Consider the following 14,564-nt stretch of genomic DNA (forward strand, 5'->3'; position numbering starts at 1 on the left):
TAGGCGCGGCGGCTGACAACCCCCCGTCGCCCCGTACCACCCTGGCACGGGGCAAAACCGCTGGTCAAGACCTCTTCGTCCGAAGTTCACGGACACCCGGTGCGGGCGGACTACGGGACCGCCGACGCCATGGCGGCGGACGGGCTCAGCGTCGGTCCCTCCGGGATGCGCTGCACCAGCGCGGCCGGCATGTCCACGGCTGCGGACGGGGAGTACCCCAGCTGCGTCAGCACCTTGTCGTCGGGCACCGGGTAGCGCAGGCCGGTGTCGGTGACCAGCGTGTAGGCCCCGGCTGTCGCGGTGGCCGACGGCAGTACCCGCACCACGGCGACGCTGCCCGGCGGGACCAGGACCCGGTCGGCGAGCTTGGTGCCGGTGCCGCTTTCCGCGCTGGTGTCGATGGCCGCGGCCATCGCGTTCGTGTCGCCGCCGATCGAGATCACCGGGTCGGTGCGGGCGTCGCGGGTCTGCGAGCAGAGGGCGACACGGCCCTCGTCGGGCACGGTGGCCAGCTCCGGTGGCACCGACGGCGGCGCCGCCTCGCCCTCGGCGGGCACCAGTGCCGTGCTGGTCGGCGCGGCGTTCGCGGCCGAGGCGGGGATCTCCTTCGGCTGCACCGAGTACTGGCCGGACAGGATGCGCACCTGCAACTCGGTCAGCGGTGCCAGTCCCTCCTGCCGGACCAGGTAGTACTGCACGCCGCGGGACAGCGGGTAGTACACCACGTCGCCGACGTGGAAACCACTGAGCACAGAGGACGGCGCGCCCTGACCGGGCACGTCGATCCGGCCGAGGTCCTGGCCCACCGGGAGCCCGTTCAGCCACGCCGTGCCCGCCTCGACGGGGCTCGCCTGTGCGCCGAACACCGAGCGGATCAGGGCGGGATCGGTGATCCGGTAGCGGTGGTTGTTCCACACCAGGTAGACGGTGCCGTCGCTGAAGTCGCGGGCCAGGATCGCGCGCTGGCCGAGCGGGGTGCCTCCCGGCATCGCCTGCCCGACCATCAGGGTCGTCGTGGTCAGCGGGCCGCCGGCCAGGTTGCGGCCCAGCACCGAGCACATCGTCCACGGCGTGGCCGTCGAGCGGTCGGCAGGCGGCAGCGAGGCCGGCGCACCGGGGATGCCCACCGCGGGCTTGCGCGGCAGACCGGCCAGGTCCGTGCCGGCCACGCGGTGTGGTCCGGCCTTGTCCGCGCTGGTCAGCAGGCGTGCCGAGGCGTAGTTCAGGGTCGGCTGCAGTTCCCCGGACCGGTACACGAAGGTCGCGCCCGTCTCGCGTTCGATCACCACCGCGCCGTCGGTCTTCCAGGACGTCCCGCCGACGCCGGTGAACACCCCGTAGACACCGAAGCCCGCGGCGACCAGCACCGCGATCATCACCCCGGCGAACACCGCGCCCACGCCGCGCCGCAACGGCGTCAGCTCCGGATCGGTCTCGTGCACGATGAGCGCGGAGGTGACCCGCTGCATCATGAACTGGTAGGCCTGCAGCTGGTCGCGACGAGTGGGCACGCCTATCCCTCAGCCGATCGAGGCCATCAGGCCCTGGACGTATGCGAAGAATCCGGTGATGAAACCCGCGAACGGGATCAGGGCCACGATAGCGAGGACGTCCACGATGTCGGCGATGCGGCCGAACCAGGGCGAGGGGTTCTTGCGGCTGTAGACCAGCCCGGCGGCCGCGACCAGCAGCGCGATCACCACCAGGGCCAGCAGGAACAGCCCGATTCCGCCGTTGCCGGACGCGGTGGCGAAGCACCGGTCCGCCAGCAGTGCGAACACCCACAGCCCGGCGATCAGCAGCGGGATCCGCTGGCGCGGCACCGGGAACAGCCGCGCGCGCAGCAACAGCGCGGCCGTCGCGAGGATCAGCATGATCAGCCGCGACCCGCCGCCCTGCGCGGCCAGGAAGATCGACGCGAAAGCGCTGGTCAGCGACGCCCCGATGAGCAGGCCGGTGAGGAGTTCGTCGGCGCGGGCGGCCGCGTCGAACACGACGGGCGTGGCCGGGTGCGGTTCGTCGTTGAGCAGGTCGGCCGAGCGCTGCGGCAGCGCGGGCAGCGGGACCCGGCCCAGCCGCAGCGCCAGCCACGGGTACCCGGGCAGCAGGCCGATCGCGATGGTCAGGACCAGCGCGCCCGCCGCGTCCGGGTCCATCCAGCCACCGAACAACGCGCCCAGCGCGCCGAGGAAACCGGTGGCGACGGCCGCGACGAACACCCGGCTCATCGCCCCGACGCCCAGGTGGCCGACGATGCCGAACACCAGCAGCGCGATCGCGCCGAGCAGCAGCTGCGACCAGCCGAACCCGAACAGTCCCTGGTGCTCGGCCGCGGTCGGCAGGTACCCGCCGAGGAACGCGTACGGCAGCGCCGATCCGGCGAACACCGCGCCCGCGTACGCGTCCGGTACCGCGCGCGCGACGACGATGCCCAGCGCGGTCAGGACCACCGCGACGGCGAGCATGATCAGGCCGGCGTGCAGCCACGGTGGTTCGAACAACAGCGAGACCAGGCTGCCGCCGCACAACAGCACCGCGGCGACGACCAGCCCGGCCCGCCGGGTGGCCGCGCGGCCCCAGCTCCGCCCGTACCGCCGCGCGCCGCTGGCGATGGCCTCGACCAGGTCGTCGTACTCGATCTCCGGCCAGTCGACGGGACCGGGGACCAGGTGCAGGATCTCGCCGTCGCGCACCTGCTGCGCGGCGAGCGTCTGCCTGCCGTCGAGCCGTTCGCCGGTGGGGCGCCGCAGCGTCCAGCCGCCGTGCTGCTCGCCGGTGTCCGGCGCGTCTTCGCCCGCGTGCCGCAGGATGTAGGGGAGCAGTTCCGCGACCGGCACGTTCTCCGGGAGCGCGACGTCGATCCCGCGTTTCGGGGTCGTGATGCTCACCTTCGCGAGGGTCGTGCCCATCGCCGACGTCATGCTGCCCCTACCTCCAAATTGGACCCCGAGACCGGCTGGGAGAGTATCCATTAAAGCGCGACACTAGGCTGGCGGAAAGCTCTATGCTGGCGCACCCGGGCGCTCGGGAGGTTTTCGGTCTTGGGAACGATCATAGTCAAGCGGCCACTCCGGCGGCCCGCGCCCGATCTGCCCTCGGGCGACGTGGTGCTCGACCCGCCGCCGGAGAACCCGCCACCGGCGGGCAAGAGCTGGACGCGGGTGCTGATGATCCTGCCCATGCTCGCCGGCACCGGCGGCATGGCGCTGCTGATCGGCGCGGGCCGGTCCGGTCCGCTGATGTACGTCGCCGGTGGCCTGTACGGCGTCGCGGTGCTCGGCATGATCCTGTTCCAGATCATCAGCCAGGGCGGCCAGGGCGCGAGCAAGCAGGAGATGATCGCCAACCGCCGCCGCTACATGCGCCGGCTCTCGCAGTTGCGCGCGCAGGTGCGGGACACGATCGACCAGCAGCGCACGGCGATGTTCTACCGCCACCCGGACCCGGCCCGGCTGTGGTCGACCGCGCAGAGCGCGCGGCTGTGGGAGCGCCGCCCCGGTGACTGGGACTTCACCGTCATCCGCATCGGCCTCGGTTCCCAGGAGCTGGCCACGCCGCTGGTGCCGCCGGAGACCAAGCCGATCGACGAGCTGGAGCCGCTGTGCGCGATGGCGCTGCGGAAGTTCGTGACGACCTATTCCACGGTGGCGGACCTGCCGGTGGCGGTCGCGTTGCGCGGGTTCTCGCGCATCTACCTGACCGGCGACGACGACCGCAAGCGCGCGATGGCCCGCGCGCTGGTCGCGCAGCTGGGCACCTTCCACGCGCCGGGCGACGTGCTGACCGCGTTCTGCGTCCGCGAGCGCGAGCTGTGGGACTGGGCCAAATGGCTGCCGCACGCGCTGCACCCGACCAAGACCGACGCGGTCGGCCAGATCCGGCTCGTCGCGCCGAGCGTCACCGCGCTGGAGGCGATGCTCGACGACGTGCTGGCGAACCGGCCGCGCTTCAACCCGGGAACGCAGCCGATCGAGGGGTCCACGCACGTCGTGGTGTTCGTCGACGGCGGCGACACCGGCGGGTCCGAGCACCTGATGATCGAGGGCGGCGTCGAGGGCGTCACGGTCATCGACCTCTCCGGCGAGCCGCCGCGCCTGCTCGACTCGGCCACGCTGGTCCTCGACGTCTCCCCCGACGGCAACCTCACCAGCCGCACCATGGACGGCGCGGGCAACATCGGCACCGCCGACGGCCTGGACGTCACGGAGATGCGCGGCCTGGTGCGCACGCTCGCCCCGATGCGGCTGTCCGCGCTGACCGCGAGCGAGCAGCCGCTGTCCGGTTCGCTGGAGCTGACCGACCTGCTGGGGCTGGGCGACCCGTACGAGTTCGACCTCGCCAAGAGCTGGGAGGCGCGGTCCAACCGGGACCGGCTGCGCGTCCCGATCGGCATCACCGCCGACGGACGGCCGATGGAGCTGGACCTCAAGGAGTCCGCGCAGGACGGCATGGGCCCGCACGGTCTGCTCGTCGGCGCCACCGGGTCCGGCAAGTCCGAACTGCTGCGCACGCTCGTGCTGGCGCTGGCGGTCACGCACGACTCGGAGATCCTCAACTTCGTCCTGGTGGACTTCAAGGGTGGCGCCACCTTCACCAAGCTCGACCGGCTGCCGCACACCAGCGCGGTGATCACCAACCTCGCCGACGAACTGCACCTGGTCGACCGGATGCTCGACGCCATCGGCGGCGAACTGGTGCGGCGGCAGGAGCTGCTGCGCAAGGCCGGCAACTACGGTTCGCAGCGCGACTACGAGAAGGCCCGCATCGCCGGCGCCCCGCTCGACCCGCTGCCCGCGCTGCTGATCGTCGTCGACGAGTTCTCCGAACTGCTCACCGCGCGCCCGGACTTCATCGACATGTTCGTCCAGATTGGACGCGTCGGCCGTTCGCTCGGCGTTCACCTGCTGTTGGCGTCGCAGCGCCTGGAGGAGGGCCGCCTGCGCGGGCTGGACTCGCACCTGTCCTACCGGATCGCGCTGCGGACGTTCTCCGCGATGGAGAGCCGCGTCGTGCTCGGCACCCCGGACGCGTTCCAGCTGCCCCGCTCCCCCGGCAACGGCTTCCTCAAGACCGGTGTGGACGAGCTGACCCGGTTCAAGGCCGCCTACGTGTCGGGCGTGCACCGTCGCGGCACGGTCCAGCGCACCGACGACGAGGGCCGCCAGATCGACCCGGTGCAGGACTACTCGACGGCCTACCTGCGCCCCCGCCTGGCGGAGAAGCCGCTGGAGCAGCCGAAACCGGCCGACGACGACCTCGGCGAGACGTTGATGGACGTCCTGGTCGAGCGGCTCGAGGGCCAGGGCGCGCCGGCGCACCAGGTGTGGCTGCCGCCGCTGGCGGAACCGCCGACGCTGGACAAGCTCCTGGAACCGCTGGTGCAGGACCCGGAACGCGGCCTCACCACCGGGGTGCGCGAGCACCGGGGTGCGCTGCGCGCGGCGGCGGGCATCATCGACCGGCCGGCCGACCAGCGGCGCGACGTGTGCTGGCTGGACCTGTCCGGCGCGGGCGGCAACGTGGCGGTGGTCGGTGGCCCGCACAGCGGCAAGAGCACCGCGGTGCGGTCGATCATCGCGAGCCTCGCGCTCACCCACACCCCGGCCGAGGTGCAGTTCTTCTGCCTCGACTTCGGCGGCGGCGGTCTGGCCGCGCTGCGCGACCTTGCGCACGTCGGGGGCGTGGCGACCCGGCGCGAGGTGGACCGGGTCCGGCGCACCATCGCCGAGGCGCGAACCCTGATCGCCGAGCGCGAGCAGCGGTTCGCCGAGAACGGCATCGACGGCATGGCGACCTACCGCAGGCTGCGGCGCGAGGGCGCCTTTCCGGACGACCCGTTCGGCGACCTGTTCCTGGTGGTGGACGGCTGGGGCACGCTGCGCACCGAGTTCGACGACCTGGAACCCGACGTCGCCGAGGTGGTCAACCGCGGCCTGGCCTTCGGCGTGCACGTCATCGCCGCCGCGAACCGCTGGATGGACCTGCGGATGAACCTGCGGGACATGTTCGGCAGCAGGATCGAGCTGCGCCTGGGCGACCCGGTGGACTCGATGATCGGGCGCCGGCAGGCCGCCGGGGTGCCGGAGCAGGCGCCCGGCCGCGGCCTGGCGCCGGACGGCATGCACTTCCTGGCGGCAGTGCCCCGGGTGGACGGCCGGGAGACCGCCGACGACCTGCCCGCCGGGATCGAGCACCTGGTCGAGACGGTCAACGCGGCATGGCCGGGCAAGCCGGCGCCGCGGGTGCGGCTACTCCCGCCGATGCTGCCCTACACGGCGCTGCCCGCGCCGGACGAGCACGGCATCCCGATCGGGATCTCCGAGGCCGACCTGCAGCCGGTCGCGCTGGACTTCACCACCGAGCCCCACCTGGTCCTCTTCGGCGACGTGGAGAGCGGCAAGAGCACGTTCCTGCGGGCGCTGGCCACGAGCATCATGGCCCGCTACACGCCCGACCAGGCGCAGATCGCCCTGGTCGACTTCCGCCGGAGCATGCTCGGGCTCGTCCCGGAGGAGTACTTGATCGGTTACGCGACCTCCAGCGGAACCGTGCAGCAGATGGTGCGTCTGACTGTTGACGCGATGCAGAAGCGACTGCCGGGAGGTGACATCACGCCGGAGCAGCTCCGCTCCCGCAGCTGGTGGAGCGGACCGGAGCTGTTCATGCTGGTCGACGACTACGACCTGGTCGCGCCGAACCCGCACGACAACCCGCTGACGCCCCTGCTGGAGTACATGACGCAGGGCCGCGACATCGGCCTCCACCTGGTGGTCACCCGTCGCACCGGCGGTGCCGCGCGGGCCATGTTCGACCCGGTCATCTCCCGCATCCGGGACCTGGCCTCGCCGGGGATCCTGATGTCGGGCAACCGCGAAGAAGGGCCGCTGCTGGGCAACATCAAGCCCCAGAAGTTGCCCCCGGGCCGCGGCTGGCTGATCACCCGCGGCGCGGGCGCCCGGCTGGTCCAGCTCGCGGACCTGCCGCCGCAGGCCTGAGGACAGGCGGACAACGAGCCACCGGGCTTGACACCCGGTGGTTAGCTGGGGTGTGCGGGGGTCTGCCGCCCCCTACCCCCGGCGGGCCCCCGCGACCCGCCGGCTCACACGACGTTTGGGAGGGACCTCGTGGCACCGATACCGGAGGACGACGGCGGCATCCCGACCCCGGACTGGGCGGCGCACGGTGCCGAGCTCGAACTCGACCCGACGAACTTCCGCAACTACGGGCGGAACATCGCGCAGGTCGGCAAGGACCTCAGCACGGACTCCATGTCCGCCAACTCGGCACTGCAGGGGCCTGGGCCGAAGGACATGCTGCTCAGCACGTCCTTCCAGCCGGGCCAGGACGTGCAGGCGGCCGCCACCCGCAACGCCCAGGAGGTCGGGCTGTTCGTCACCGACCTCACCAAGAACGTCACCGCGATCGCCTCGGTCGCCCTGCTCATGGGCGAGGTGTTCGAGAACATGGACGCCGGCAACGCCGCGATGGTGGACGCGGTCGAGTGGGCCTTCCTGATGAAGGGCGGCAAGAAGCCGGCCGGGCTGCCGTCCTGGGTCGACCCGAAGAAGACCGTCGCCGACACCTTCGCGGCGCCGGTGGGCTCGGGCATGACCAACACCACCGGCGACCATCTGATCAACACCATCGTCGTGGGCAACATGACGATCACGACCTACCGGACCGCCGACGGCGGCACCCGGACGATCCAGTCCAACGGCGTCATCACCACGGAGTACCTGGACGGCAAGGACGGCAAGCGCCGCTACGAGATCCGGACGACCAAGGAGGAGGGCCGCGACGAAACCGTCACGATCAACTACCTCAACGGCGAACCGATCGGGCAGACGCGCCGCCTGACGACGACCAAGAAACTGGACCGGAACACCACCGACCAGGTCACCACGATCCAGCAGCTGGACAAGGACGGCAAGCCGCGCACCAGCGCGGCGGCCAAGCAGGAGGACCCGGGCACGCAGCACGTCGTCACCCACACCTACGCCGACGGCACCCACAGCCGCGAGTACTACACCGAGAAGAAGGTGACCGACACCGACGACGTCAACCACAACGGCAACCACACCGAGAAGGTGCCGGTCCGCACCGACGAGCGGACCATCGGGGTCCAGGCCGACCCGCCGTTCACGGTCGACGGCAGGACGATGAACGAGCGTCTCGAAGAAGCACGGCGCGCAGGGGGGTTGTGACGGGATGGCCGGCGACGACGACCCGACGTTCGGCTACGACCTGAAACCGGTCGGGGCCGGCGCCGCGGGTGCCTACTACACCGACGACAAGCTGGAGCACCGGGACTACGACTTCAAGAACCTGAGCATCGAGGACCTGCACCGGCAGATCGTGCAGGGCGAGCAGCCCGGCACCACAGCCGACCGCGCCCAGCAATGGCTCAACGTCGCGCTGATGCTCCAGACCGCCGCCGACGACCTGCACGACCAGACGCAGACCCTGGCCGACCACTGGAAGTCGCCGGCCGCGAAGAAGGTGTTCCTGGCCAAGGTCGGCATGACGCTGGCCCACCTGCGGCAGTGGCAGGACGCCGCCCTGAACAACGGCACCGCCCTGTACGGCCTGTCGAACGTCATGTACGAGGCGCAGGCCGAGATGGACCACCTGTACCAGGAGTACAAGACCACGAAGGCCGACGCGGTGAAGAACGCGACCCGCGACCTCCCGGCCGCGGTCGAGTGGAAGAGCGGTCCGCTGCCGGGCACCGACAAGGACAAGGCCAAGGCGGCCATGAAGGTCGAGTCCGAGTACGACCAGAAGGCGCAGAAGCTGGCCGAGAAGATCGCCGGCGAATACGCGCCCTACATCGCGAAGATGCAGGCCGCGCACGCCCCGAAGCTCGAGGTCCTCAACGCGATCTGGCACCCGGAGGCCAACGGCACGCCCCGGCCGCCCACGCTGCCCCCGCCGGGCGCACCGGGCGGGCCCGGCGGCGCTCCTCCGGGTCCCGGCGGTGCCCCTCCGCCGCCGGGCAATGCGCCGAAACCGCCACCGACTAACGCGCCCGGGCCGCCGCCTCCGGGGGATGCGCCGAAGCCGCCGCCGAAGAACGCGCCGGGCCCGCCTCCAGGCGCGCCGCCACCCGCCCCGGGTACGCCTCCGCCGGCGCCCGCACCGTCGCCGGGTCCCGCACCCACGGCCCCGAACGGTTTCGCCGGCAGCCCGCCGCCGGGCAACGCCCCGAACCTGCCGCCGGCGCTCGCCGGTCTGGCGGCCGCGGGTCCCGCCCTGGCGCCGAACGGGTTCACCGGAAAGCCGCCCGCCCCACCGGGTTTCGGCGGCACGGGCCCGAACCTGTTCTCCGGCAACAAGGTGCCGACCGGGGTGCCGCCGACACTGGGTCTCGGCGCGGGTTCGCCGACGCCACCGCCGGCCGGGTTCTCCGGCGCGCCGCCGTCGGTCAACCAGAACAGCCTGTACCCCCCGGGCACGATCACCCCGCCGCCGGGCAGCCAGCTGCCGCAGCAGCCGCCGGGCAAAGAGTTGGGCGGAAACCGTCCGGGTGCGCCGACGTTCGGCACGTCGCTGCCGTTCGACGACCACTTGGATCTGGAGGCGAAGGCCGCGTACCAGCAGTACGCGCAGTCGGCGCCGCCCCCGCCGCCGGGTGGGCAGTCGGCGCCGCCGCTTCCGCCGGGCGCGCAGTCGCCCGTGGGCGGGGGCGTCCGGCAGCCCGGCTCGCGGCCCGGCGCGCCGCTGATGGGTGACCTCGCCGAGCAGTCCCCGGCGTTCCAGCCACCGCCGAGCACGACGCCCCCGGTGCTGGACAACGACCGGAAGCGCACCGCACGGGGCGGCAGCACGCAGGAAGCGCCGACGGGCACGCGGGACGGGTTGCCACCGGGGGTGGGTGCGCCGCCGGTGTTGTCCAATCCGCACCGGAAGGCACCGGCGAAGACGTTCAGCGAGTGGCAGGCCGAACGCCGGCGCCGTCGGCCGCAGCCCGGTGGGACGCCGCAGTCCGAGTTCACCGCGAACCTGCCCGCCAGTACCACGTCCGTCTTCGACGGGCGGATCTCGGCGGAGGAGTACCTGGTCGGCTCGGCCGGGGAGATCCCGTCGGTGCTGCGGGCGCCCACGCCCGTGGTGTCCGCCCCGGACCGGCACGCCAAGCCGGTCGTGCACGCCGACCGCGCGACGCGGGTGGCGAAGCCGGACGAGAAGGCGCCCGTCACGGATCAGTCGGTGTTCGAGGTCGAGACGCCGGGTGGTCCGGTGGTCGCGAACGGGGAGCCGGAGAAGCGGTACCGGCCGGCTGAACCGTCGGCTTTGAACGGACGGAACTGATCGCGGTTCCGGTGCGTCGGGCCCACGGCAAGAACCCGCGAGGTCCGCTGTGGACCTGACGCACCGGAAAGCGAGTTGTACCCCCTGTCAAGCATTGGACAACGTTGCCGGGGCGGACGACGCGTCCGCCTCGTCGCCGACCCTGGGTATGGCGAAGGCCGACGCGAAGTACGAGGGCTGCGACCTGTCCGCCGCCCCGGACGGCGCGGCGATCACCGGAGCCGAATACCACACCGACGACTACGACGACGCTCCTGTGGGCTGGACCAAGTAGGCGCCAGTCCCCTCCAGCCGGCTGTCACCGCACAGCGCCACCCAGGTGGCCGTCGATTTGCGGTGGCAACACCGCGCCCCCGATCCCCAGCCGCCGCTGATCGGCAACCGAACACTCCAACCGGAGGACGGGGGAGGTCGGCACCCGAGGCGACCAGCCGAGCGCCGAAGGCACCAACCGCCCGCGAAGCGGCGCTCCGGGCGGCAGGCACCGGATCGGGAAGCACGGGCAACACCATCCCTCTCACGCCAGCCCCACCAGGCCAAATGCGGCAGCAGCCACGTCTGCCCGCTCGCCGGCCGCGACGTACTGCCGCGGGCCAGCAGCGGCCGAACCCGGCCCGATGGCGGCAGCTGCGGGACCAGTAGCGGGCCCGGCAGGCCGAAACCGGCACAGCCGGAGGTAGAAGCGGCCGAACCCGGCCGGGACGCGGCGCCGCCCGGCGTCAGTACCGGCCCGGCCGGCCCAGCCGCTCGCGCTCCACCGGCCCCGGGTCCACCCACACGTAGTGGTTGGTCTCCCCCGCCAGCACAGCCAGCATGTCGTCGCGCAGCATCTGCAGCTGCTGCGACGTCCGCTGCGTCAGCCGGAGCGCGGGCGCCAGCAGTGACGCCTCGTTGGGCGTGAGGCGCTGCATCAGCACCAGATCCGAACCGGGCACCGCACCGATCCGTTCCGGTGTGAGGCGGCGGTGCAGCAGCACGCGCGTCTGCCACGCCTCCGGTTCGCTCTGGGTCTGGGGCGCGTCGTGCAGGCACAGCACCGGCGCGTCCGCGCTGGCGCTCACCGCGGGCGGCGATCCGGGCGCCACGACCGCGACCCGGTCGGTGCGCCCGGTCGCGGACTGCCCCAGCTGGACCCAGTCCGACGGGTGTTGCGAGAACACCAGCAACCGCGCACCTGCCCGCAAGGCGCGGAAGGCCATCAGGCGTGCCGCCCACGCGCCACCGATCAGGCTCACCGACACCGGCTCCGGCCGGAACAGCGTCAGCGCCACCGGGAAACCGTTCTGGTCCCGGCCCAGCGGCAGCCCCACCGACGACGCGGACACCTGCAGCAGCTCCAGCGCGGCGTCGGAGGCGTGGTGCGCGCCGATCCGCAGCCGCGGGATCGACCGGTGCCGCCGCGTGCGCCAGTCGCGGTGCCCGCGCGCCACGGCCGTCGCCGGTCCGGCGGGGCCCGGCCCGGGCGGGCCGGGTGGCATGGGCGTCGGGACGCCGACGGCGAGCGCCGGCCGCGCGACCTCGACGGTGGCCGCCGTCGCGACCGCTTGCGAACCGGCTTGCTGCTGCGCCTGCGCCGGGGCGGGCACGTTGACGACGGCCGGCGCCTGCGGCACGGCCGGGGCGCCCAGCACGGCCTGTCCCGGCGGAACCGGCGCCGGCGGTGGTGGCTGCGCCTGGGCCGGCGGGCCCGGCGGCGCCGGTCGTGGCATCGCCTGCGCGGGCGGCTGCGGCCGCGACGGCGGGTACTGTCCGGCGTTCATCGTGCACCTCCCCCGCTCGGAGCCGAAGCATACACGGCCGGCGCGTGCTGACCGTCCAAACGGGACACGCGGGCACCGTTGCGCTGCGCCAGGGTCCGGACCAGGTCGCAGACCTGCCCGTACCGCTGCGCCGTCGCACCCACCCGGACCAGGCAGCGCAGCATGGTCCCGTCGTAGGACGGTTCGAGCAGCAGCGCGATGCTGACCAGGTCCGCGGGCAGCTCGCTGAGAGCGGCGAGCAGGCCGGTACCGCGGTCGGGATCCGGCCAGGACTGGATCCAGAAGCAGCCGTGCGACAGCCGCGCCGAGTGCCAGGCCTCCCAGGCCTCGTGCACTCGCGCCGGGCCGCCGCCGGGCAGCAGGTCGCAGGAGCGGGCGAGCGCGTCGACGACCTCGTCGGCGGTCAGCATCCGCGCCTCCAGGCCGCGCCGCCGCAGCATCCGTTCCGCGCGCCGGGTGATCTCGGCCAGGACGGTCGGCACGTCGAGGCGCCCGGCCGGGGAGTCGATCATCGACTCGGCGACCGCCTTGGCGTCCAGCCGCACCGCGACCCACAGGGCGCGGTCGCGCGTCCCCGCTTCCCGCCCGGGCACGGAGTGCGTCACGACCTGGATGACGACGCCGGCCTGTTCGGCTTCGGCCGCGGTGCGGGCCAGCGCGGCGAGCGGGACGGGCGGGGTGGCGACCCCGGCGCCACCACCGACTTCGAGCACGGCGAACCAGCCCGCCTCGTCGCTGCCCATGCCGAGCTTGGTGTCGCCGGGGCCGTCGATGTCCTCGACGACCAGGTCCGGCGCCAGCTCGCACAGCGCGGCGAGCCGCGGGTCGTCCCGCTGCTCGCCCGCGGTGCCGCGGCGCGACCGGAAGCCCATCCACAGCATCAGGCTCTCGGTCCACCAGCGGCCCTTCGAGCGCCCGAACATCAGCACGATCACGGCGAGACCGATCGCGCCCGCGACGATCAGCGCCCACATCTCCTGCACGCCGACGGCCGCGACGACCACGAGCACGACCTCGAACGCCAGCAGGCGCGCGAGGCTCACCACCCCGAGCCGCCCGCGCCCGCGAGCGGGACGGAACCACGCCTGCCCTCTGGACTGGGCGCGCAGCTCGGCGGAGCCGCCACCGCGCGCGTCGAACTGCGCGGCGGCCTGCGGCTGCTGGCCAGTCGTGATCACCTGCGGAGCCCCTTCCACCAGCCAACGATATCGCCGGACCCGGCCATGATCACCGTACGAAAATCCGCGGCGCTCACGGCGGCCCCGTAGCCGACCCGCACCGTACCGCACTCCGGGGCGGCCGGGTTCGTGATGACCTGGCGTTTTTCCCTTGGACGCACGACGCCGCGCTGTCGGTTCCGTGCCAGGGCGATCAGCCACCCTGGTACAGGTAGCAGAATCTCCTGGCTGTCGGAGGCAACGGCAGGTGACCCCACCGCTCTTCGAGCCGGCCGATCCGGTCCGGGCGTACCTCAACGGCATCAGCCGGTCCGAGCTCCTGACACTCGAGGAGGAGGTCGTCCTCGCGAAACGGATCGAGGCCGGGCTCTACGCCCAGCACGTCCTCGCGACCACGCGGATCGCCGACCCGGTGCACCGCGCGGACCTGCTGACCATCGCCGAGGAGGGCCGGGAGGCGAAGAACCGGCTGCTGGAGGCGAACCTGCGCCTGGTCGTCAGCGTCGCCAAGCGTTACACGGGGCGCGGCATGTCGTTGCTGGACCTGATCCAGGAGGGCAACCTCGGGCTGATCCGCGCGGTCGAGAAGTACGACTACACGCCGGGGTTCAAGTTCTCCACCTACGCGACGTGGTGGATCCGCCAGGCGATCAGCCGGGCGCTGGCCGACCAGTCGCGCACCATCCGGATCCCGGTGCACCTGGCCGAACAGGTCAACCGCGTGCTGGCCGCCCGCCGCGAGCTGGCCGTCCGCCTGGGCCGCGAACCCGGGCACGAGGACATCGCCGCGGAGCTGAGCCTGACGCCGTTCCAGGTGATCGAGCTGCTGTCGTACAACGAGGAGCCGATCAGCCTGGACCAGACCGTCGGCACGGACGGCAGCAGCGTGCTCGCGGATCTGCTGTGCCACCCGGCCCGGCCGGGGGTGCCGGCGTCGTACCACGTGCTGCGCCGCGAGATCGACGACCTGCTGGCCACGCTCAAACCGCGCGAGCAGCAGGTGATCCGCCTGCGCTGCGGCCTCGACGACGGCCGCCAGCGCACGCTCGAGGAGGTCGGCCGCGAGCTCGGCGTCACGCGCGAGCGCATCCGCCAGATCGAGCGGCGCACGCTGGACAAGCTGCGCGAGGAGTCGCGCACCGCGCGCCTGCAGGCCTACGTCTCCTGACTCCACTGTGGACGCCCGCAGCGCCGCAGTGTCCCGGCCGTACCGCGGGCACTGACCTGCACCTTCGACCGCGCGTACGCGTCAGCCAAGCGGTCTCGATCCGCCAGCACGGCCGAGCACACTGAACCCGGCAGTGACCGTCGAGGG

General features: G+C 72.7%; 9 protein-coding genes. 5 read left to right on the forward strand and 4 right to left on the reverse strand.

What is annotated here, in order from left to right; genetic code table 11:
• Positions 1-110: 110 nt before the first annotated feature.
• Positions 111-1,511 (reverse strand): type VII secretion protein EccB, encoded by a 1,401-nt coding sequence (gene eccB, locus FB470_RS00690; RefSeq protein ID WP_306987855.1) that lies wholly within the window; start codon positions 1,509-1,511, stop codon positions 111-113.
• Positions 1,512-1,520: 9 nt separating this feature from the next.
• Positions 1,521-2,921 (reverse strand): type VII secretion integral membrane protein EccD, encoded by a 1,401-nt coding sequence (eccD, locus tag FB470_RS00695; RefSeq protein WP_306987856.1) that lies wholly within the window; start codon positions 2,919-2,921, stop codon positions 1,521-1,523.
• Positions 2,922-3,041: 120 nt separating this feature from the next.
• Here eccD and eccCa point away from each other — a divergent pair, with 120 nt between their 5' ends.
• From eccCa to FB470_RS00715, 4 genes are all read left to right on the forward strand, one after another.
• Positions 3,042-6,995, forward strand: a complete 3,954-nt coding sequence (gene eccCa / locus FB470_RS00700; protein WP_306987858.1) for a type VII secretion protein EccCa — start codon at positions 3,042-3,044, stop codon at positions 6,993-6,995.
• A 129-nt stretch (positions 6,996-7,124) separates the two neighbouring features.
• Positions 7,125-8,204 (forward strand): hypothetical protein, encoded by a 1,080-nt coding sequence (locus FB470_RS00705; protein WP_306987859.1) that lies wholly within the window; start codon positions 7,125-7,127, stop codon positions 8,202-8,204.
• A 4-nt stretch (positions 8,205-8,208) separates the two neighbouring features.
• Positions 8,209-10,311 carry a hypothetical protein gene (locus tag FB470_RS00710; RefSeq protein ID WP_306987861.1) on the forward strand — a complete coding sequence of 701 codons (2,103 nt, stop codon included), beginning with the start codon at positions 8,209-8,211 and terminating at the stop codon, positions 10,309-10,311.
• A 94-nt stretch (positions 10,312-10,405) separates the two neighbouring features.
• Positions 10,406-10,585: a hypothetical protein gene (locus tag FB470_RS00715; protein WP_306987863.1), complete on the forward strand. Its 180-nt coding sequence runs from the start codon at positions 10,406-10,408 to the stop codon at positions 10,583-10,585.
• 445 nt (positions 10,586-11,030) lie between these two features.
• On the opposite strand, the gene FB470_RS00720 is transcribed toward FB470_RS00715, so the two are convergent.
• Positions 11,031-12,071 (reverse strand): hypothetical protein, encoded by a 1,041-nt coding sequence (locus tag FB470_RS00720; protein ID WP_306987864.1) that lies wholly within the window; start codon positions 12,069-12,071, stop codon positions 11,031-11,033.
• Positions 12,068-13,249 carry a type VII secretion protein EccE gene (locus FB470_RS00725; protein WP_306987866.1) on the reverse strand — a complete coding sequence of 394 codons (1,182 nt, stop codon included), beginning with the start codon at positions 13,247-13,249 and terminating at the stop codon, positions 12,068-12,070. The genes FB470_RS00720 and FB470_RS00725 overlap by 4 nt, the downstream gene beginning before the upstream one ends.
• Before the next feature lie 247 nt (positions 13,250-13,496).
• Here FB470_RS00725 and FB470_RS00730 point away from each other — a divergent pair, with 247 nt between their 5' ends.
• Entirely contained in the window at positions 13,497-14,417 is a 921-nt protein-coding gene (locus FB470_RS00730; RefSeq protein WP_306987868.1) for a sigma-70 family RNA polymerase sigma factor, read from the forward strand.
• The last annotated feature ends 147 nt before the right edge of the window (positions 14,418-14,564 follow it).

The sequence above is a fragment of the Amycolatopsis thermophila genome (assembly GCF_030814215.1).
GTDB lineage: Bacteria > Actinomycetota > Actinomycetes > Mycobacteriales > Pseudonocardiaceae > Amycolatopsis_E > Amycolatopsis_E thermophila.